The sequence below is a fragment of the Micromonospora sp. NPDC048930 genome, from assembly GCF_043197935.1.
In the GTDB taxonomy this organism is placed as follows: domain Bacteria; phylum Actinomycetota; class Actinomycetes; order Mycobacteriales; family Micromonosporaceae; genus Micromonospora.
Window position 1 is genome coordinate 716219 of record NZ_JBICUB010000002.1, and the last position, 18363, is coordinate 734581.

Genomic DNA, 18363 nt, shown 5'->3' on the forward strand with positions numbered 1-18363 from the left:
CTCCCGGTCCGAACAGCGTCCGGGCCGGCGATCGCGTCACATCAGGTCGCCCGCAGCTCCTCGACCGTCGTACCCACCCGCAGGAAGAGCGCGCCCGCCCCGACCGTCAGCAGCACCGCGGCCAGCCCGCCGGCCCCGAACCAGGCGAGCTGCTCCCACGGTACGTCCGGCGTCACGGTCACCTTCGGCACCCACTCGGTGCGGGTGTACTGGGCGCCGGTGAGCGGGTCGCCGCAGAGCCGCGGCCCCGCGTCGCAAACCTCCTCAGCATAGCCACCGCCGCTCGGCGCCCGGTACACGCCCCGGACGAGCAGGTAGCCGACGGTCAGCGCCAGGCCGATGGCGGGCACCGCCGGGGTGAGCGACTGCCAGAGCAGGGAACGACCGATCGTCCCGCGCGGCACCCCGCTCGCCACCAGCGCCGCGTACGTCCGCCGCCGGGCGGTGACGCCCTCGACCACCGCGACCAGCAGCCCACCGGCGGCGATCGCCACGGCCACCCCGACCGCGAGGTCGACCAGGCCGAGTGCCCGCAGATAGAACCCGTCCGGGGCGGCGAACCCGCCCCCGACCCGCCGGTGCAGCTCGGCGTCGGCGAGGAAGCCGGCACGGAACCCGGCCGCCCCGGCGCCGAAGATGAGCGCCGCCAGCAGCGCGGCGAAGGTGCGGCTGCCGGCCCAGGGGTCGGCCGTCAACCGGCGCGCGGCCAGCAGCGTGGCCGGGCGGCGGGCGTACCGGTGCAGGACCCGGCCGGTGGTGTGGGAGATCCAGCCGGTGCCGGCCACCACGCCGACCATTGCGGCCAGGCTGCCGCCGATCAGCAGGGTCGGCAGCAGCCAGACCGGTGGTTCGCCGTACCGCCGCTCGTACCAGAGACCCACCGGCTGGAAGGCGGCGAACATGGCGAGCCCGAGGAGGATCAGCAGGCCCGGCCACGGCCAGGGGGCCCGGGTACGGACCCGGCGGACCACGCCGAACGGGGTGGTGGTCACCCGGCGCAGCAGCAGGGCGCTCACGGCGGCGGTCACCAGCGGCAGCCCGACCACCACCGCCACGATCGCCGCCGGGGCGGGGTGGACGTCGGTGGGCAGCGGCAGTCGCCCGTCCGGGTCGGGCCGGTGCAGCAGCCGGCGGCCGACCAGGTAGACGACCAGGCCGGTTCCGGTGCCGAGCAGGCTGGCCAGCCCGGTCTCCGCGACGGCGATCCAGGTGACCTCACCGGGCGTCGCCCCGGCCAGCCGGAGCGCGGCGAGCCGCCGGTCCCGGGCCGGCGCGCCGAGCCGGGCGCACTGCCCGGCCAGCCCGAGCACCGGGACCATGAGCAGCAACAGCGCGAGCGCGACGCCCGGGCGCAGGCCCGGCTCGCGGAGCAGGGCGTTGGTGTACTGCGTGGACTCGGTCCAGGCGTCACCCGGCGGCTTGACGATGGCCAGCACGGTCAACGCGGCCAGCCCGGAGAGGGTGGCGAGGGCGGCGCTCAGCGCGGTCAACGCCACCCGCGCGCCGTCCGTCCGCGTGCCGGCCAGGGCCAGCCGGAACAACGTGCCCGGCCTCACCGGTGGCCGCCGGGGAGCGGCGCGTCGAGGCCGAGGCCCGAGTGGTCGACCACCCCGTCGCGCAGGGTCACCTCGCGATCGGCGTACGCGGCGATCCGCGGCTCGTGGGTGACCAGCACGACGGTCGTGCGCTGCTCCCGGGCGAGCCGGACGAGCTGGGTGAGCACCTGCTCGCCGGTGAGGGTGTCCAGCGCCCCGGTGGGCTCGTCGGCGAGGAGCACCCGGGGTTCGGTGACCAGGGCCCGGGCGGTGGCGCAGCGCTGCTGCTGCCCGCCGGACATCTCGCCCGGCCGGACGTCGGCGACGTCGGCCACGCCCAGCCGCTCCAGCCAGGTCAGCGCCGCCGTCCGTGCTGCTCGCCGCCCCGTGCCGGCGAGCAGCAGCGGAAGGGCGACGTTCTCCGCCGCGGTCAGCTCGGCGACCAGCTGGCCGAACTGGAAGAGCACTCCGAACTCGGTGCGTCGCAGCCGGGACCGGGCCGCCTCCGACCACAGGTCGATCCGCTCCCCCCGCCAGGTGACCTCCCCGGCGTCGGGACGCAGGATGCCGGCGAGGCAGTGCAGCAGGGTGGACTTGCCACACCCGCTGGGCCCGGTGACGGCGACGATCTCTCCCTCCGCCACGTCGAGCGTCACCCCGCGCAGGGCGGGGGTCGGGCCGTACGCGCGGACCACGCCGCGCGCCCCCAGGTACGTCACGAGTGCACCTCCCGGTGCCAGTCGGCGACCCGGTCCAGGGTGGTGTGCAGCCACCGGAGGTCGGCGTCGAGATGGGCGATGGCGAAGTCGGCCCCGATCACGTCGTCGAGGGTGGCCGAGGGGGCGGTCTTCAACGCGGTCAGCTCGCGCAGTCGCGCGGTGTGCGCCCGGCGCTGGGCGATCAGGTAGTCGCGGGCCCGGTCGACGTCGGCCACCAGCAGCGCGACCACCACCTTGGCGAAGAGGGTGCTGGCCACGTACGGCATCGGCGGTTCGACGGTGGCGAGCCACCGGTCGAGCGCGGCCCGCCCCTCCGCGGTGAGCGCGTACGCCGTGCGGTCGGGGCCGCCCTCGCGCTCCTGCCCCGCGGGGACCACGAGGCCGTCCCGCTGGAGCCGGGCGAGGGTGGCGTAGACCTGCCCGAAGGCGAGCGGGCGGGCCCGGGGCAGTCGCTCGTCGTGGGCACGCTTCAGCTCGTACCCGTGCCGGGCACCGGAGGCGAGCAGCCCCAGCAGGACGTGCGAAGTGGACACCCGGGTCACTATTCACTCAGCGAATAGCGATGTCAAGAGTGGCCCGCGCGGCAGGGCGCCGGCGCGGGCCGCAGTTGTCAGGGATGCAGGGTCAGGGGGTCCAGCCGGGGTCCCGGCCGGTCCGTCCGAGCAGCCGGTCCAGGTCGGTGGCCCCTGTGGCGGTGGGGACCGGCTCGCCGAACGCTCCCATCCGCTGCCCGGTATCACCCATCTTGTCCATGAAGCCGTGCCCGGCCGCCAGCACCGCCGGGTCGACCTCCAGCCGCTGGCCGGTCGCCCGGGCCAGGTCCCAACCGTGCACGGTGAGGTCGATCAGGGCCATCTCGCCGACGGTCTCCTGGGGCAGCCCCATCCCGGCCGAGACGCCCTCCAGCGCCGCCGGGTCGGACCACGCCTCGACCAGGCGTACGGTCTCCGCCGCGAAGCGGTCCCGCCAGCCCTCGGTCAGGTGGTCGGTCTTGGCCGACCAGTCCACCTCCTGCCGCCGAGCCAACGCCTGGAAGTTGACCACCACGTCGTACACGTGCCGGAGGAGGTCCCGGACGGTGTAGTCGGGGCACGGGGTGGGCAGGTCGAACTGGTCGTCGGAGATGTCGCGGACCACCGCCACCGTCCGGGGCGCGGCGACGGCCAGCAGCTCACTAGTCTTCGTGGTCATAGGGCCAGCGTATGAGGGCGGTCTTGAAGAAATGCGACACGAGCCGCGGCGGGACAGCCGGGGGATCCTCGACCCCGACCGGCTGCTGCGGCAGGTCCGGTTCCGGCGCCGGCTGCCCGCCCCGGCGCTGCGCCCGTACGTCGAGCACTACTGGCTGATCGACTGGGCGCTGGCCGAGCCCTTCGACCAGCGGGTGGTCCCGCACCCGGCGGTCAACGTGGTGTTCCAGGCGCAGCAGGGCGGCCCGGAGACCGGCGAGATCGCCGGGGTCGACACCGGTCTGTTCAGCGTCACCCTGCACGGCGTCGGCCGGGTCACCGGGGTGCAGTTCCGCCCCGGCGGTTTCCGCCCCTTCTGGCGTCGGCCGGTGTCCGAGCTAACCGGCCGGCGCCGCCCGCTCGACGTCCCCGAGCCGGTCTGCCCGGGCACCGACGACGACCGGTGCCGCCGGGTGGACGAGCTGCTCACCGCCTGGGGACCGGAACCGGACCCGCTCGCCGCCGAGGCCACCGCGCTGGTCGAGGAGATCCGCGCCGACCGGGGCATCCTCCGGGTGGACGACTTCGCCCGCCGGCACGGCGTCTCCACCCGGCGGCTCCAGCGCCTCTTCCTGGACCACGTCGGGGTCGGCCCGAAGTGGGTGATCCGGCGGTACCGGCTCCAGGAGGCGATCGAACAGGCCGCCGCCGGGCCGCTCGACTGGTCGCGGGTCGCCGCCGACCTGGGGTACGCCGACCAGGCGCACCTGGTCCGCGAGTTCACCGCGGTCGCCGGGGTCTCCCCCGCCGCGTACGCCCGCTCGCTGGCCACCTCGCGCGGCGGCTGACCGCCGCGTCCGGGCTCAGCGGCGGCGGACGGCGACCACCGCGACGTCGTCGTGGATCTCGGGCGGCGCCAGCTCGACCAGGAGCCGCTGGCAGAACTGGTCCAGGTCGTCGTCCACCCGGGTGGCGACCGCGCTCAACGCGGCCAGCCCGTCGTCGATGGTGGTGTCCCGGCGTTCGATCAGCCCGTCGGTGTAGAGGACCAGCGTGGCGCCGGCCGGCAGCACGAACTCCAGGTCGGGCGGTCGGGGAGCGCGCACCCCGAGCAGCGGGGCGGCGTGCTGCACGAACTCCACCCGCCCGTCGCGGCTGATCAGGGCCGGCAGGTGGCCCGCGCTGGCCAGCCGGACCAGACCGCTGCCGGGGTGCAGCAGCAGCAGGCAGAGGGTGGCCTGCTCGTTGGGGAGGAGGGTGCGCATCAGCTCGTTGACCCGGTCCAGGATCACCCCGGGCTGGTGCCCCTCCACCGCGTACGCCCGCACCGCGTGCCGCAGCTCGGCCATCACGGTGGCGGCGTGCAGCGAGTGGCCGGCCACGTCGCCGACCGCCACGAGCAGGCGCCCGTCGAGCATCACCAGCTCGTAGAAGTCGCCGCCGACCTCGGTCTGGGCGCTCGCCGGCTCGTACCGGACGGCCAGGTCGAGCCCGGCGACCTCGGGCAGCCGGCGGGGCAGCAGGCTGCGCTGGAGGGTGACCGCGATCCGGTGCTCCTGGTCGAACGACCGCTGCGCCTCCACCGCCGAGGCGACCGCCTGGGCGAGCTGCACCAGCACCGGGGTGCGGACGGTCTGGGTGGCGGTCGGCACCACCACGTAGAGCGGGGCCCGGTCCTCGCGCAGCCGGGCGGCGGCCACCGTGACCGTGTCCCCCTCCGGCCAGTCGACCAGCCGCCAGTTGCCCGGCTCGTCGACCCGGACGGTGGCCCCGATCGGCGCCCCGGTGCCGTCCACCGTCCACGGCGTCACCCTCGCCGGCGCGTCCGGCCCGGCGGCCGCCGCGGCCAGGTAGTCCCCGTCGAAGGTCTCGGCGATCACCGCCGCCGGGCTCCGGAAGATCCGGGCGGCGCCGGCCGCGGCCGCCTCCAGCAGCCGGACGACGTTCGCGGCGGCGTGCATCTGCACGGTGGCGTCGGCCAGCGCGGCCAGCCGCTCGGCGAGCAGCTCCGCCCGCCGCCGGGCCTGGTAATAACGGAGCACCGCGTGCGCGGTGGCGACCAGTTCCTCCGGCTCGATCGGCTCGGCCAGGTACGCGTCCGCGCCCCGGGTCAGCCCCTGGGCCCGATCCCCGACGTCGACCGCGTGCGCCGAGACGTGGATGACCGGCGTCACCGGGTGGGCTTCCTTGATCCGCTCGCAGACCTCGAAGCCGCTCATGTCGGGCAGCCGGACGTCGAGCACCACCAGGTCGATGTGGTCGTTCTCCACCAGGGCCAGCGCCTCGGCGCCGTTCTCCGCCTCGATGGTCTTGAAGCCGGCCCGGGTCAGCCAGCTCACCAGCAGGTACCGCTTGGTACGACTGTCGTCGACCACGAGCACGGTCGCCGCGCCGCCGCTCAACGCCACGGTGACCTCCCTGACCTCTGGACGGGCGGACTCTATCACCGGAGGTCGGCGACTTACTTGCTATGCAGCAATGGAATGATCATCGGCACTCGTGGGGGCTCCGGTTCTGCGTACCCCCCGCTTCGTGGGATACCGTTCCACGGAACACAGGAGGTCGGCGAATGTCCCTGACGGTGCACACGGAACAGCGCGGCGACGTGGTCGTCGTGTCGGTCGCGGGCGAGCTGGACATGGCGACGGCACCGCAACTGCAGGACCAGATCACTGATCTGCTGGACAAGGGGCGCAACCGTCTGGTCTTCGACCTAACGGACCTGTCGTTCTGCGACTCGACCGGGCTGTCGGTCTTCGTCCGTGCCAAGAACAGCTGCGACGAGGCCGGCGGTGTGGTCCGGCTGGCCGCCCCGCAGCGCGGCGTCCTGCGCATCCTCGAGGTCAGCGGTCTGGTCGAGGTGCTGCACACCTACCCGACGGTGGAGCAGGCCGTCGCGGGTGACCCCACGCCGGCCTCCTCCTGACCGTTCCTCCTCAGCACTCGTCCTCGATGTGCCGGGGACGGGCGATCACCAGGCCCGCCGTCGTCTGCACGGCGAGGGCCACCAGCAGGAAGCCGATCGGCGCGGTCCAGCCCCCGGTCGCCTCGTAGAGGATGCCGACCAGCAGCGGACCGAGCGCCGCGATGACGTACCCGGTGCTCTGCGCGAAGGCGGAGAGCGCCACCGTGCCCTCGGCGGTCCGGGCACGCAGCCCGATCGTGGTCAGGATCAGCGGGAACGCGCCCTGGCCGAGGGCGAGCAGCAGCACCCAGAGCGGCGCCGGGCCGTACGGCGCGACCGCCAGGCCGAGGTACGAGGCTGTGGAGAACACGGTCAGCGCGAGCACCAGCGGCCGCAGCGTACGCAGCCGGCCGGCCAGCGCCGGCATGACCAACGCCACCGGCACGCCGAGCGCGGTCACCCCGGCGAGCAGCAGGCCGGCGTTCTCGGGGGAGTAACCGGCGTCCCGGAAGAGCTGCGCGAGCCAGCCCATGATCGCGTACCCGCTGAGCGACTGGGCCCCGAAGTAGGTCGCCATGGCCCAGCCGAGCCGGGTCCGCGCGGGCCGTACCCGGGTCGGGGTGGCCGTGGCCACGGTCGGGGTCGCCGTCCGCCGGGCCGCGCGGGCCCGCAGCGCCAGCGGCACCCACGGGAGTACGGCCAGCGCGGCCATCCCGGCCCACACCCCGAGCCCGGCCCGCCAGGAGCCGAAGGCGTGCGCCACCGGCACCGCCGAGGCCGCGGCCACCGTCGTGCCCGTGGTGAGCGCCATCGTGTACGCCCCGGTGACCAACCCGGTGCGGTGCGGGAAGTGCTGCTTGACCAGCATCGGCAGCAGGATGTTCGCCACCGCGATGCCGGCCAGGGCGAGCGCGCTGGTGAGCACGAAGACCGCCGCCGAGTCGGTGACCACCCGGAGCACCTGGCCGACGGTGAGGGCGAGCATCGCCAGCACCAGCACCCGGGCGGCTGGCCAGCGGCGGACCAGCCACGGGGTGAGCGCGCCGAGCCCGGCGAAGGCGATGGTGGGCAGCGTGGTGACGAAGCCGGCCATCGTGCCGGAGAGCCCCAGACCAGCCCGTACCTCGTCGAGCAGCGCGCCGAGGCTGGTCACCGCGGCGCGCAGGTTCAGCGCGACCAGCAGCATGCCGACCAGCACCAGCGCACCGCCCCGTGCCGGGCCGACCAGGCGCGGGGGCGCGACCGCCTCCGGGGCCGGTCCGGGTGTCACGTCGGTGGTCGGCGCGTCGGTGACGGTGGCCCGCTCGGCGGCGGGGGCCTCGGCGGAGGCGGCTGGCGGGGTCATGGCTTCCAACCTACAATCATGGGATGAATTTCGGCAGGAGTTGTAACCGGTGACACCCGCCGCCGATTCCGTCGTCGTGCCCCCGCGCGGCCACCGGGTCCGCCAGACGATCGAGCAGCTCAGGGCCCGGATCCTCGGCGGCGAGTGGCCGGTGGGCGCGCGGATTCCCACCGAGCCGCAGCTCGTCGCCGCGCTCGGCGTGGGGCGGAACACGGTCCGCGAGGCGGTCCGCGCGCTGGTGCACGCCGGGGTGCTGGAGTGCCGTCAGGGCTCCGGGACCTACGTGGTCTCCACCGACGAGCTGGCCCCGGTGGTGGCCCGACGGCTCACCGACGACCGGATGGCCGAGGTGATCGAGGTGCGGCGCGCCTTCGAGGTGGAGGCGGCCCGGCTCGCCGCGCTGCGGCGTACACCTGCGGACCTCGCGGCGCTCGACGGCGCGCTCGCCGTCCGGGAGGCCGCCTGGCGGTCCGGCCGGGTGGACGAGTTCGTCGAGGCGGACGCCGCGCTGCACAGCGCCGTGGTGGCCGCCGCGCACAACGCCATGCTCGCCGAGCTGTACGCCTCGGTCGGCGCCGCGCTGCGCAGCACCGTCGCCCAGGCGATGGGCGACGCACTGGAGCCCGAGCGGTACGTCGACCACGGCCGGCTGGTCGAGGCGATCCGGGCCGGCGACCCGGCGCGGGCGGCGATCGAGGCCGGCGCTTTCCTCGAGGCCCCCTCCCGGGCATAGGGTCTCCCGGACGGAGAACCGGACAGCACGGGAGTGCGGATGCTCAAGGGCTTCAAAGACTTCATCATGCGCGGCAACGTGGTCGACCTGGCGGTCGGCGTCGTCATCGGTGCCGCGTTCACCGGCGTGGTCACCCAGCTCACCAAGTCGTTCCTGGAACCGCTGGTCCGGGTGTTCATCGTGTTGATCACGGGCCACAAGAACGGGATCAGCGGCTCGACGCCGACGTTCCGGGGCATCCCGTTCGACTGGGTGGCCTTCATCAACGCCGCGATCACCTTCCTGCTCACCGCGGCGGCGCTGTACTTCCTGGTCGTCTACCCGATGAACAGGCTCGCCGAGCGGCGCCGGCGCGGCGAGGAGCCGCCGCCGAAGGCCCCCAGCGAGGAGATCAAGCTGCTCACCGAGATCCGGGACGCGCTGCTCGCCGGCAACCAGGCCACGCCGGCCCAGCGGGGCGCGCTGGACGACGTGCTGGGCCGCCGGCCGGAGCCGCCCGCGCAGCGCTGACGGACCCCCGCACACCGGCCCCCATGGGAATCCCGTGGGGGCCGGCTCATGTCGAACACATGTTCGATAGAGTCCGGCCATGGAGCAGCGCAGGCACTGGTGGAACGGGAAATGGGGGCGGCTGGCCCGGCGGGATGTCTTCCTCCGGGTGGACGGCGACCGCTGGCACGTCGAGCAGCGCGCCGGCGGCGCCGAGGGGGTCTCCCGGTTCTACGAGTACGGCAGCCCGGAGGAGGCCGAGGAGACGGTCCGGGCGTTGCTGGAGGGTACGGACAGCTGGCGCGAGCTCTCCCCCCGTCCGCCCGGCGGCTGGGCCCCACCCGTTTAGCGCGGCGGCGGTCCGGGAACCGCGCCTGCATGAGCCAGCGCGGTACGCAGCAGCAGGGGACCATCTCCCGGGTCACCACCGGCATGCGGGTGGTCGACTCCACCGGCACCGAGGTGGGCACGGTGGATCTCGTCCAGCGCGGCGACCCGACGGCGGTGACCGTGCAGGCCCCCGCCCCGGTCGACCCGGGCAGCAGCCTGGACGAGCTGATCGAGTCGACGGCGGTCGAGGAGCCGGACGTCCCCGCGGACCTGGCCGCCCGGCTGCGGCACAGCGGCTACCTGAAGGTCTCCAGCGACCGGGCCCGCACCGGCGCGGTCTACGTGCTGGCCGACCGGATCGCCGCCGTCACCGCCGAGGGGGTACGCCTCGACGTCCCCGCCGCCGAGCTGCCCGAGGAGGAGTGAGCCGGGCTGAGGTCCGATCCTGGAGGGCTCCGGAAAAACCGTCCAGGATCGGGCGGCGCCGGCGGTGGAACTCCTAACGTGGACGCCATGTGGATGGTGATCGGGGAGCAGGGCGGCGCACCCGCCGACGTGGCGGCGCGGGCCGCCCAGTTCGCGCACATGGCCGAGGTGACCCGACGGAGCCCCGGCTTCATTCGCGGCTGGTGGGGCGCGGACGGCGACGACCCGGGGCTCACGCACGCGCTGGTGGTCCTCGACACGCTCGACCACGCCCGTGCCCTGAAGCAGATGGTCGAGAAGAACGTCGCCGGCGTACGCCTGCGGCTCATGGAGATCGGCGTCGAGGCGGCGGGGACCCCCTGATCAGCCGACCCGCGCCGGGGTGACCACCTCCGCCTCCGGCTCGTCCATGGCGGGCGGCGCGGGGCGGCGGCGGAAGAGCAGGAGCATCAGCCAGCCGGCGACCAGTCCCCAGAACGCCCCGCCGACGCCGAGCAGGCTCACCCCGGAGGCGGTGACCACGAAGGTGACCACCGCGGCCTCCCGGGCGTCCGGCTCGGCGACCGCCGACGCGACCGCCCCGGCCAGCGCCCCGAGCAGCGCGAGCCCGGCCACCGCCTCGACCAGGATCGGCGGGGAGAGCAGCACCAGGGCGGTCGCCACGCCGGCACCGAGGCCGAGCAGCGCCATGCCGATCCCGGCGGTGACGGAGGCGATCCAGCGCCGCTCCGGGTCGGGGTGGGCGTCCGGGCCGGCGGCCAGCGCGGCGGTGATCGCGGCGAGGTTCACCGCGTGCCCGCCGGCCGGCGCGCCGAGCGCGGTGGCGAGCCCGGTCACCCGGAGCGCGGAGCCGAGCGGGGCCCGGTAGCCGTAGCCGGCGAGCACGGCCGTCCCGGGCACGTTCTGCGCGGCCATGGTGACCAGGAAGAGCGGCAGCGCGAGCCCGACCACCGCGGGCACGGTCCAGGCCGGCGCGGTCAGCGCCAGGGTCGGCGCGAGGTGGGTCCGGGCCGGGGCGGACGCGGTGAGCGCGATGGCCACCGCCGCCACGGCCAGCGCCCCCGGTACGGCCCAGCGGCGCGCGAAGCGGTGCAGCACCAGCCAGGCGAGCACCACGGGCCCGGCCAGCCGGGGCACCTCGACCAGCGCCCGGACGGGCGCGGTGCAGAGCGGCAGCAGCACCCCGGCGAGCATGGCGCTGGCGATCGGGCCGGGGATCGCGGCGACCGCCCGGCCGAGCGCCGGGACGAGTCCGGCGGCGGCGATCAGCAGGCCGGTGAGGAGGAAGGCGCCGACCGCCGCCGGCCAGCCGCCGGGCACGGGGCCGGTGGCCACGAGCAGCGCGGCGCCCGGGGTGGACCAGGCGATGGCGAGGGGCAGCCGGTGCCGCAGCCCGAGCCAGACGGCGCAGCAGCCGGTGGCGACGCAGAGCGCGAGCAGGCCGGAGGCCGCCTGCGCCTGGTCCGCGCCGACCGCGCGCAGCCCGGCGAGGACGACCGTGAACGAGCTGGCGAAGCCGACCAGGGCGGTGACCACGCCGGCCAGCACGGGTTGGAGTCGACCGGCCATGCCACACCTCCGTCCGCTGTTCCGTTTACGGAACAGCACGGTGTAGCACCATAGCTCCCATGGCAGCAGCCCCACCAGCCGGTGACCACGGTGCGGAAGAGGTCGGCCGGCGGATCCGCGCCCTCCGGGAGGAGCGGGGCCTGTCCCTCTCCACGCTGGCCCGGCTGGCCGGCGTCGGGAAGGCCACCCTCTCCGGGCTGGAGAACGGCACCCGCAACCCGACCCTGGAGACCCTGTACGCGGTCACCGCGCAGCTCGGCGTACCGCTCACCGCCGTCCTCTCCGGCCCGGCCGGGACACCGACCGTACGCGGCGCGGCGGTGGGCGCCACCCTGCTGGAGGTCTTCACCGACACCGACGCGACGTACGAGCTGTACCGGATGCGGGTCAGCCCCGGCCCGCCGCAGCTCTCCCCCGCGCACCAGGCCGGGGTCACCGAGCACGTCACCGTCTTCTCCGGCGTGCTGCGCGCCGGGCCGGTGGACGCCCCGATGACCGCCGGCCCGGGCGAGTACCTGCGCTGGACCTCGGACGTGCCGCACAGTTACGCCGCGGTCGGCGACGAGCCGGTCCGGGCGAGCCTGCTGCTCCGCTACCCCCGTCACTGACCACGATGGACGGTGGGGACACGCGGATCTTCCTCGGGCATACCCGGTGTGTAGAGACGAGAATGGTGTCTTCTTGGCAAGCTTGACCCCATGACGCTGATCCTCCGCTCGGCAATCCTCAACGACGTCGGCCTCGTCCGGACCAACAACGAGGACTCCGCCCTCGCCGGTGACCGCCTCGTGGCGGTGGCCGACGGCATGGGCGGCCTTCCCGCCGGCGAGGTGGCGAGCGAGATCGTCATCCGGATCCTGGACGAGCTGACCCCGCCGACCGTCCCCGACGAGGCCGCCGACGCGCTACGCGCCGTGGTGAGCACCGCCAACCAGCGGATCCGCGCCGCCATCACCGTGGACCCGGCCCGCGACGGCATGGGTACGACGCTGACCGCCGGCCTGCTCGCCGGCGACACCCTGGTCCTCGCCCAGGTCGGCGACTCCCGCTGCTACCTCCTGCGGGACAACGAGCTGACCCAGCTCACCCGGGACGACACCTTCGTGCAGGCGCTGGTCGACCAGGGCGCGCTCTCCCCCGAACAGGCCCGCCACCACCCGCAGCGTTCCCTGGTCACCCGGGCCGTGCAGGGCTCGGACGCGCCGCCGGCCATCGGCGTGCTCACCGTGTTCCCCGGCGACCGGCTGCTGCTGTGCAGCGACGGCCTCTCCGACTACGTGGAGGATCCGGCGATCGCCTCGGCGCTGGCCACGTACTCCGACCGGCAGCACTGCGGCGAGCAGTTGGTGAAGCTCGCCCACCAGGCCGGCGCGCCGGACAACGTCACCGTCGTCGTCTCCGACGTCACCGCCGCCTGACCCGGCCGACCACACCGACGACGGCTACCTGGCCCGGGGAGCGGCGCACGCCGTCGCCGTGACCGCCCTGCTGGTCCTCGCGGTCGCGGGCGCGTCCACCGCCCGGCTGCGCCGCCGCCGGCACGTCCGGCACCTGCCGGTGACCTGACCGCCGATTCCGGTTGCGCGGCTGCCCGGGCCACGTTGGGATGGACTGATGCTCATCCGCCGGTTGGCCGCCGAAGAACGACTGACCCACAGCTTCCCGCTCCAGGCGTACGCCTTCGAGGCGTCGCCGATGGGGCCGTCCCGGCTCGAGGAGTTCCGCGAGTACCTGCCGTACAACGTGGGCAACCGGACGCTGGTCGTCGAGGAGGAGGGCAGCGCCACGGCCGCCGCCACGGCGATCCCCATGCGGCAGAACCTGCGTGGCGCCGTACTGGAGATGGCCGGCGTGGCCGGGGTGGCGACCCACCCGCTGGCCCGCCGGCGCGGCCACGTCCGCAACCTGCTGCACCAACTCCTCGACGAGATGCGCGACGAGGGGCACGCACTGACCGCGCTCTACCCGTTCCGCGCCTCCTTCTACGAGCGCTTCGGGTACGTCGGGCTGCCCCGCCGGCGTACCGCGGTCCTCTCCCCGGCCGACCTGGCCCCGCTGCTCCGCGCCGACCTGCCCGGCGAGGTGGTGTGGGAGCGGATCGGTGCCGGCTACCCGACGTGGCGCGCGTACACCGAGCGCTGCCTGCGCGAGCGGCACGGGTTCGCGATCTTCCCCGACTTCCGCGCGGTCGGCCTGCGGGACCGGGACGACCGCTGGCTGCTCACCGCCGTCCGCGACGGCGCGACGGTCGGCGCGGTCACCTACCGGATCGACGACCACGGCGGCACGCTGCACGCCGACGACCTGCTCGCCGACGACCCGTACGCCCGGGCGTCGCTGTTGCAGTTCTTCGCCCGGCACGTCGACCAGGTGGAGCGGATCAGCGTCGAACTCCCCGCCGACGAGCTGCCCGAGCTGTGGCTCACCGACCTCGCGGTGCACGTCGAGGCCCGGGTGTCCCGGCCCGGGTCGCCCGCCCCGATGGCCCGGCTGCTGAGCCTGGACGCGCTCGCCGACCTGCCGACCGGGGCCGGCCGGGTCCGCGTCGAGCTGGTCGGCGACCGCTGGCTGGCCGGCAGCCACCTGCTCGACGGGGCCACCGGGAAGCTGGAGCTGCTGCCGGGCGACAGCGCCGCCGTGGGTCACGTCCCGACCGCGACGCTCACCGCCGCCGGGCTCTCCGGCCTGGCGTACGGGGTGCTCGACCCGGCCGACGTCGTCGTCAGAGGGCTCGGCGAGGTGCCGGCGGACGCGGCGGCCGAGCTGCGCCGGCTCTTCCCGCGCGAGCTGCCGTACCTCTTCGCCGACTTCTGACTCCGTTTCCGCCTTTCCGGCAGGGGTAGGGTCCTGCCCGTGCCGGAGTGGTTGGAAGCGGGTCTCTGGGGGCTGCTGGCCGGCGCCGCCCTGCTGATCGGGGCGGTCGCCGGGTACTTCGCGCGGGTGCCGCGCCGGGTCATCGCGTCGGTGATGGCGTTCGGCGCGGGGGTGCTGCTCTCCGCCGTGTCGTTCGAGCTGATCGCCGAGGCACACGAGCAGGCCGGGCTGGCGCCGGTCGCGATCGGGGCGGCGGCCGGGGCGCTGGCGTACACCGGGGCGAACATCCTGCTGGCCCGCCGGGGCGCCCGGCACCGCAAGCGGTCCGGCGACGAGCAGCCGTCCGAACAGGAGCAACCCGGCTCGGGCAACGCCATCGCGGTGGGTGCGCTGCTGGACGGCGTACCGGAGTCGGTGGTGATCGGCGCGAGCCTGCTGGCCGGCGGGGCGGTCAGCCTGGTCACGGTGATCGCGGTGTTCCTCAGCAACGTCCCGGAGGGCCTGTCCAGCGCCGCCGGCATGCGTCAGGCCGGCCGCACCAGGCGGTACGTCTTCCTGCTCTGGGCGACGATCGCACTGGTCAGTGGCGCGTCGGCGCTGGCCGGGTACACGCTGCTCGGCGGCGCCCCGCCCGGGGTGCTGGCCACCATCACCGCGGTGGCGGCCGGAGCGATCCTCGCGATGATCACCGACACCATGGTCCCGGAGGCGTTCGAGGACGCCCACCTGCTGGTCGGCCTGATCACCGTCCTCGGCTTCCTCACCGCCTTCGCCCTCTCCCACACCTGACCCCTCCCCCTCCCCACGCGGCGTTGATCAAGGAGTTTGCGTCTCCAGGGAGATCAACTCCGACGCAAACTCCTTGATCACCGCCCCTGGGAGCTGGTCAGTAGGGGTTGGGGTGGCCGGGGAGGCGGGAGTGGAGGAGGGCGCGGGGGCGGCCGGGGAGGGTGGGGTCGGCGGACAGGGGTGGGGCGTCGGTGCCGGTGCGGTGGGACATGCCGGCGAAGAGGTCCTTGAGGGCGGTCACCGCGTCGATCCGCGGGCGCCAGTTCAGCTCGGACTCGGCGCGCTCACTGGACAGCAGGGGGGCGTTCAACGCCAGGTCGACCCAGCCCGCGTCGACCGGTTGCAGCCGGGCGCGCCAGGTCAGCGCCGCCGCCGCGCGCAGCACCGGGATCGCCACCGGCACCGTCCAGCCGTGGAAGTGGCGGGCCACCAGCTCCGGCGTCAGCACCGGGTCCGCGGCGACGTTGAAGGCGCCGCGCGCCTCCCCCAGGACCGCCTTCGCGTACGCGTCGGCCACGTCCTCGGCGTGCACCGCCTGCAGCCGGAGGCGCGGGTTGGTCGGCACCAGCGGGATCCGGCCGTACCGGAGCAGCCGCACCGGGACCAGCGGGCCGAGGAAGTAGCGGCTGATCTCGGTGCCGGCGTCCCGTTGGAAGATCAGCCCCGGCCGCAGCCGGACCACCCGCAGCCCCGGGTGCTCCCGCTCGACCGTGTCGAGCAGCCTCTCCACCTCCGCCTTGTCCCGGCTGTACGAGGACCCGGGCACCCCGGTCGCCGGCCAGCGCTCGCTGACCGGGTGGTCCTTCGGGCCGGGCGCGTACGTGCCCACCGACGACGCGTACACCAGGGCGGGGACGCCGGCCCGGACGACGGCCTCGATCACCGCGCGGCTGCCGCCGACGTTGGTCCGCCAGAGGGTGCGCCGGTCGTGACTGGGCTGGATCTGCCAGGCCAGGTGCATCACCGCCCGCGCCCCGGCGAAGATCGCGGCAAGCTGCTCCGCCGCGTCGGGCGCGCCGACATCGCACGCCCGCCACTCCACCCCGTCGTACGGCTCGCCCGCGTCCGGCCCGGGCACGCGGCGCGCCACCCCGACCAGCTCCGCCCCGGACTCCCGCCGCAACCGGCGCAGCAGGGCCGTACCCACGTTGCCGCTGGCCCCCACGATCACGATGCGCATGCCGCTGCCGTACCCGTTGAAGCGGACACCAACCCCCGGACCCGTCACGGACGGGGGTTGGTGCGGACCCAGCTCTTCTCGCCCTGGCGGCGGCCCTGCGTGGCGGCCAGGCAGCGCGGGCAGACGTACCCCTCCGGGTCGGCCTCGGTGAGCTGGTCGGTGGCCGAGTAGTCGAACGGCACGTGCGGGAACCGACGCAGCCGGGTACGACTCAGCGGCAGCCCGCAGACCGTCTGATTCTGCCCCGGCAGCCAGGCGTGCACCTCACCGCCGGGCCGGCGTACCCCGTCGGCGCCCGCCACCTCACTCGACGCGGCCACCGCCGGCGTGCTGCTCAACCTCATACGCACCCGGTTCCCCGCGTTGGCCGGCCCATGCCCGGTGGGCCAGGTCGCCGAGGTGGCGGTATCACCAACGGTGGGATGCCGCCACCTCGCCGGCGTGCCGTCCGCCGGCTCGAAGATCGACGCGGCGGGAAGCCGGAAGCCTCGGGCGGGCGGGTTCCGGTAGCCTGGGCGGACGGGCCGCTAGCTCAATGGCAGAGCTGTGGACTTTTAATCCATAGGTTCAGGGTTCGAGTCCCTGGCGGCCCACTTCTACGCAGGTCAGCGGCCCCGAACGGGGGCCGCCGCCGTCAGCGTCACCCGCGTCGGCCTCGGTCGGCAGGCACGGTCGTTCCGGCCCCGGCAGAGCTCGTGTCGATCTGGGTCAGCCGTTCGGTCGAAGTTGGCCGTCGGAGGCAAGCAGGGGCAGCGGCGAGTTTCAACGACTCCTTACGATCCGTTGACCACCTCTAGGCGCGCTCGCGGGAGGATCCCCATGCTCAAGCACTCCACCCGGCGTTGGCTCACCGGTCTGAGCGTCGCAGGCGTGCTCGTCGCGGCCTCCCCCGCCCCGGCGATCGCCGACACCCCTCCCTTCACCGTCGGCGCGCCGAACCAGCTCGTCGCCCCCGGCCACTCGACCCACGGATGGCTCATGGCGCCGCCCACCAGGGACGACGAGGATCAGTGGAAATTCGGCAGGACCACGCTCGACGTCGACCTGTCCGAGGTCGAGGATTTCGCCACCGTCGAGCCGATGCCCGACGGCTGGGCCTGCGAGGCGTCGTCGAGCAAGCTGCACTGCGAGATCGACATCCCGGAGCGCCAGTACCCCCGGTTCGACTACACGCTCACCGGCAAGGACGACGCGACCCCCGGTCAGCAGGGTGATCTCACGGTCACGGTCACGTCCGGCGGCGTCTCCGCCACCGGGACGGCCCGCATCACGATCGCCGAGGGTGCCGACCTGGTGAGCGACGAGGCGGTCGAGATCAGCGGTGCCCCGCGCAGCCGGGTGGACCTACCCGGCGTGGTACACAACGGCAGTGCGACCACGGTCAACGGAGTGGTCCTCATGCTGCAGGCCAGCTGGCTCGTCAAGTACGCCGGCGATTACTCCAACTGCGCGTCGCTCAACGGCCTCAACGCCGTCTGCACCTTCGACACGCAGCTGGAGGCGAACAAGTCCTACCAGCTGTCCGAGGACCTTCCGCTCGTGGTGACCGATCAGGCCCGCACCGGCGCCGGGCTCCCGGTCACCCTCGACTGGTGGACCAAGGACGACTGGACGCTCATCTACCGGGACTGGCCGATTCCCGGCCTTGAGCCGGGTCACGGTGGCGAACTCCGCCTGCTCGAGCAGACCGGGGCGAAGGCGAAGGCCCAGCAGACCGACGTGGACCGCACGAACAACTTCACCCTGGCGACGATCCACGTGACCGGCGACAACCCGGCGGATCTGGCGGCCAAGGGCGCCACCGCCAGCGGCAAGAAGGGTGACGTGGTCACCGTACTGCCGAGCTTCACCAACTTCGGTCCCGCTGCGCTCGAAATCCAGATCGAGAAGCTGCCGGTCCGGATCACCATCCCGCAGGGCACCACCGCCGTCGAGGCATCCGGCGACTGTGTCCCGTACGTGCCGGGCGAGGAGTGGGATCCGGAAAACGCCGAGTGGGCCGAGCCGGGAGCCAGGGAGTACGCCTGCCTCGCCAGCGAGATCGCGGTAGGCGGTGAGCACCCGTACGTGTTCGCGCTCCGCATCGACGAGGTGGTGCCGGACGCCACCGGCACCTTCGCCGTGAAGCTGGACGGTGACCCGAAGGCGCAGAACGACTCGGCGAAGATCATCATCAACCCGACCCGCAACGGGGGCGGAGACGGCGGTCAGGGCGGCGGTGACGACGGCCCGACACTGCCGATCACCGGTGCCCCGACCGGACTGATCACCGCCGTCGGCGGGCTGCTGCTCGTCGCCGGCACCGTGGGCTACCTGGTCGCCCGCCGCCGCAAGACCCGCTTCGTCGCCTGATCCACTCC

General features: G+C 74.3%; 21 protein-coding genes and 1 tRNA gene. 13 read left to right on the forward strand and 9 right to left on the reverse strand.

Features of this window, described 5'->3' with window-relative positions:
• Nucleotides 1–41: 41 nt before the first annotated feature.
• The 4 genes from ACGFI9_RS08785 to ACGFI9_RS08800 all read right to left on the reverse strand — a co-directional run bounded on the left by ACGFI9_RS08785 (nucleotide 42) and on the right by ACGFI9_RS08800 (nucleotide 3445).
• On the reverse strand, nucleotides 42–1556 hold the full coding sequence (locus ACGFI9_RS08785; protein ID WP_393176498.1) for an FtsX-like permease family protein: 1515 nt from the start codon (nucleotides 1554–1556) through the stop codon (nucleotides 42–44).
• Nucleotides 1553–2254 carry an ABC transporter ATP-binding protein gene (locus tag ACGFI9_RS08790; RefSeq protein ID WP_393176500.1) on the reverse strand — a complete coding sequence of 234 codons (702 nt, stop codon included), beginning with the start codon at nucleotides 2252–2254 and terminating at the stop codon, nucleotides 1553–1555. Before ACGFI9_RS08790 ends, ACGFI9_RS08785 begins: the two co-directional genes overlap by 4 nt.
• Complete coding sequence (locus tag ACGFI9_RS08795; RefSeq protein ID WP_393176502.1) at nucleotides 2251–2787, reverse strand: PadR family transcriptional regulator; 537 nt, start codon at nucleotides 2785–2787, stop codon at nucleotides 2251–2253. Before ACGFI9_RS08795 ends, ACGFI9_RS08790 begins: the two co-directional genes overlap by 4 nt.
• A 91-nt stretch (nucleotides 2788–2878) precedes the next feature.
• Nucleotides 2879–3445 (reverse strand): TIGR03086 family metal-binding protein, encoded by a 567-nt coding sequence (locus ACGFI9_RS08800; RefSeq protein WP_393176504.1) that lies wholly within the window; start codon nucleotides 3443–3445, stop codon nucleotides 2879–2881.
• A 31-nt stretch (nucleotides 3446–3476) separates the two neighbouring features.
• Here ACGFI9_RS08800 and ACGFI9_RS08805 point away from each other — a divergent pair, with 31 nt between their 5' ends.
• Nucleotides 3477–4271, forward strand: a complete 795-nt coding sequence (locus tag ACGFI9_RS08805; protein ID WP_393176506.1) for a DUF6597 domain-containing transcriptional factor — start codon at nucleotides 3477–3479, stop codon at nucleotides 4269–4271.
• A 15-nt stretch (nucleotides 4272–4286) separates the two neighbouring features.
• Here the strand turns inward: ACGFI9_RS08805 and ACGFI9_RS08810 are convergent, their stop codons facing one another.
• A complete protein-coding gene (locus tag ACGFI9_RS08810; RefSeq protein ID WP_393176683.1) occupies nucleotides 4287–5825 on the reverse strand; it encodes a SpoIIE family protein phosphatase in 1539 nt (512 codons plus the stop codon).
• A 167-nt stretch (nucleotides 5826–5992) separates the two neighbouring features.
• On the opposite strand from ACGFI9_RS08810, the gene ACGFI9_RS08815 reads away from it, so the two are divergent.
• On the forward strand, nucleotides 5993–6349 hold the full coding sequence (locus ACGFI9_RS08815; protein ID WP_393176508.1) for an STAS domain-containing protein: 357 nt from the start codon (nucleotides 5993–5995) through the stop codon (nucleotides 6347–6349).
• A 10-nt stretch (nucleotides 6350–6359) separates the two neighbouring features.
• On the opposite strand, the gene ACGFI9_RS08820 is transcribed toward ACGFI9_RS08815, so the two are convergent.
• Nucleotides 6360–7673 (reverse strand): MFS transporter, encoded by a 1314-nt coding sequence (locus ACGFI9_RS08820; protein WP_393176510.1) that lies wholly within the window; start codon nucleotides 7671–7673, stop codon nucleotides 6360–6362.
• 49 nt (nucleotides 7674–7722) lie between these two features.
• Here ACGFI9_RS08820 and ACGFI9_RS08825 point away from each other — a divergent pair, with 49 nt between their 5' ends.
• From ACGFI9_RS08825 to ACGFI9_RS08845, 5 genes are all read left to right on the forward strand, one after another.
• On the forward strand, nucleotides 7723–8406 hold the full coding sequence (locus ACGFI9_RS08825) for a FadR/GntR family transcriptional regulator (protein ID WP_393176512.1): 684 nt from the start codon (nucleotides 7723–7725) through the stop codon (nucleotides 8404–8406).
• A 39-nt stretch (nucleotides 8407–8445) separates the two neighbouring features.
• Nucleotides 8446–8916, forward strand: coding sequence for a large conductance mechanosensitive channel protein MscL (mscL, locus tag ACGFI9_RS08830; RefSeq protein WP_393176514.1), 471 nt, complete (start codon nucleotides 8446–8448; stop codon nucleotides 8914–8916).
• Between the two features lie 79 nt (nucleotides 8917–8995).
• Nucleotides 8996–9244, forward strand: a complete 249-nt coding sequence (locus ACGFI9_RS08835; RefSeq protein WP_393176516.1) for a hypothetical protein — start codon at nucleotides 8996–8998, stop codon at nucleotides 9242–9244.
• Between the two features lie 29 nt (nucleotides 9245–9273).
• Entirely contained in the window at nucleotides 9274–9651 is a 378-nt protein-coding gene (locus ACGFI9_RS08840) for a hypothetical protein (protein WP_393176518.1), read from the forward strand.
• Between the two features lie 87 nt (nucleotides 9652–9738).
• Complete coding sequence (locus ACGFI9_RS08845; protein ID WP_393176520.1) at nucleotides 9739–10014, forward strand: hypothetical protein; 276 nt, start codon at nucleotides 9739–9741, stop codon at nucleotides 10012–10014.
• Here ACGFI9_RS08845 and ACGFI9_RS08850 read toward each other — a convergent pair whose 3' ends face one another.
• Nucleotides 10015–11220: a benzoate/H(+) symporter BenE family transporter gene (locus ACGFI9_RS08850; RefSeq protein ID WP_393176522.1), complete on the reverse strand. Its 1206-nt coding sequence runs from the start codon at nucleotides 11218–11220 to the stop codon at nucleotides 10015–10017.
• A 59-nt stretch (nucleotides 11221–11279) separates the two neighbouring features.
• Between ACGFI9_RS08850 and ACGFI9_RS08855 the strand changes: the two genes are divergently transcribed.
• The 4 genes from ACGFI9_RS08855 to ACGFI9_RS08870 all read left to right on the forward strand — a co-directional run bounded on the left by ACGFI9_RS08855 (nucleotide 11280) and on the right by ACGFI9_RS08870 (nucleotide 14823).
• Entirely contained in the window at nucleotides 11280–11828 is a 549-nt protein-coding gene (locus ACGFI9_RS08855; RefSeq protein WP_393176524.1) for a helix-turn-helix domain-containing protein, read from the forward strand.
• Between the two features lie 90 nt (nucleotides 11829–11918).
• Complete coding sequence (locus tag ACGFI9_RS08860; protein WP_393176526.1) at nucleotides 11919–12638, forward strand: PP2C family protein-serine/threonine phosphatase; 720 nt, start codon at nucleotides 11919–11921, stop codon at nucleotides 12636–12638.
• 196 nt (nucleotides 12639–12834) lie between these two features.
• Nucleotides 12835–14034: an enhanced intracellular survival protein Eis gene (gene eis, locus ACGFI9_RS08865; protein WP_393176528.1), complete on the forward strand. Its 1200-nt coding sequence runs from the start codon at nucleotides 12835–12837 to the stop codon at nucleotides 14032–14034.
• 39 nt (nucleotides 14035–14073) lie between these two features.
• Nucleotides 14074–14823, forward strand: a complete 750-nt coding sequence (locus ACGFI9_RS08870) for a ZIP family metal transporter (protein ID WP_393176530.1) — start codon at nucleotides 14074–14076, stop codon at nucleotides 14821–14823.
• Between the two features lie 97 nt (nucleotides 14824–14920).
• On the opposite strand, the gene ACGFI9_RS08875 is transcribed toward ACGFI9_RS08870, so the two are convergent.
• Together ACGFI9_RS08875 and ACGFI9_RS08880 are read right to left on the reverse strand one after the other, a co-directional pair.
• Entirely contained in the window at nucleotides 14921–16003 is a 1083-nt protein-coding gene (locus ACGFI9_RS08875; RefSeq protein ID WP_393176532.1) for an NAD-dependent epimerase/dehydratase family protein, read from the reverse strand.
• Between the two features lie 44 nt (nucleotides 16004–16047).
• Nucleotides 16048–16347 carry a hypothetical protein gene (locus ACGFI9_RS08880; RefSeq protein WP_393176534.1) on the reverse strand — a complete coding sequence of 100 codons (300 nt, stop codon included), beginning with the start codon at nucleotides 16345–16347 and terminating at the stop codon, nucleotides 16048–16050.
• Nucleotides 16348–16524: 177 nt separating this feature from the next.
• Between ACGFI9_RS08880 and ACGFI9_RS08885 the strand changes: the two genes are divergently transcribed.
• Together ACGFI9_RS08885 and ACGFI9_RS08890 are read left to right on the forward strand one after the other, a co-directional pair.
• Nucleotides 16525–16596 (forward strand) — tRNA-Lys (locus tag ACGFI9_RS08885).
• Between the two features lie 226 nt (nucleotides 16597–16822).
• A complete protein-coding gene (locus ACGFI9_RS08890; RefSeq protein WP_393176536.1) occupies nucleotides 16823–18355 on the forward strand; it encodes an LPXTG cell wall anchor domain-containing protein in 1533 nt (510 codons plus the stop codon).
• The last annotated feature ends 8 nt before the right edge of the window (nucleotides 18356–18363 follow it).

Bases quoted from the DNA above. Each gene is read 5' to 3' on its own strand.
- ACGFI9_RS08800 (WP_393176504.1), bottom strand. From the start codon at position 3,445: ATGACCACGAAGACTAGTGAGCTGCTGGCCGTCGCCGCGCCCCGGACG.
- ACGFI9_RS08805 (WP_393176506.1), top strand. From the start codon at position 3,477: ATGCGACACGAGCCGCGGCGGGACAGCCGGGGGATCCTCGACCCCGAC.
- ACGFI9_RS08815 (WP_393176508.1), top strand. From the start codon at position 5,993: ATGTCCCTGACGGTGCACACGGAACAGCGCGGCGACGTGGTCGTCGTG.
- ACGFI9_RS08820 (WP_393176510.1), bottom strand. From the start codon at position 7,673: ATGACCCCGCCAGCCGCCTCCGCCGAGGCCCCCGCCGCCGAGCGGGCC.
- mscL (WP_393176514.1), top strand. From the start codon at position 8,446: ATGCTCAAGGGCTTCAAAGACTTCATCATGCGCGGCAACGTGGTCGAC.
- ACGFI9_RS08835 (WP_393176516.1), top strand. From the start codon at position 8,996: ATGGAGCAGCGCAGGCACTGGTGGAACGGGAAATGGGGGCGGCTGGCC.
- ACGFI9_RS08840 (WP_393176518.1), top strand. From the start codon at position 9,274: ATGAGCCAGCGCGGTACGCAGCAGCAGGGGACCATCTCCCGGGTCACC.
- ACGFI9_RS08845 (WP_393176520.1), top strand. From the start codon at position 9,739: ATGTGGATGGTGATCGGGGAGCAGGGCGGCGCACCCGCCGACGTGGCG.
- ACGFI9_RS08850 (WP_393176522.1), bottom strand. From the start codon at position 11,220: ATGGCCGGTCGACTCCAACCCGTGCTGGCCGGCGTGGTCACCGCCCTG.
- ACGFI9_RS08855 (WP_393176524.1), top strand. From the start codon at position 11,280: ATGGCAGCAGCCCCACCAGCCGGTGACCACGGTGCGGAAGAGGTCGGC.
- ACGFI9_RS08860 (WP_393176526.1), top strand. From the start codon at position 11,919: ATGACGCTGATCCTCCGCTCGGCAATCCTCAACGACGTCGGCCTCGTC.
- eis (WP_393176528.1), top strand. From the start codon at position 12,835: ATGCTCATCCGCCGGTTGGCCGCCGAAGAACGACTGACCCACAGCTTC.
- ACGFI9_RS08875 (WP_393176532.1), bottom strand. From the start codon at position 16,003: ATGCGCATCGTGATCGTGGGGGCCAGCGGCAACGTGGGTACGGCCCTG.
- ACGFI9_RS08880 (WP_393176534.1), bottom strand. From the start codon at position 16,347: ATGAGGTTGAGCAGCACGCCGGCGGTGGCCGCGTCGAGTGAGGTGGCG.
- ACGFI9_RS08890 (WP_393176536.1), top strand. From the start codon at position 16,823: ATGCTCAAGCACTCCACCCGGCGTTGGCTCACCGGTCTGAGCGTCGCA.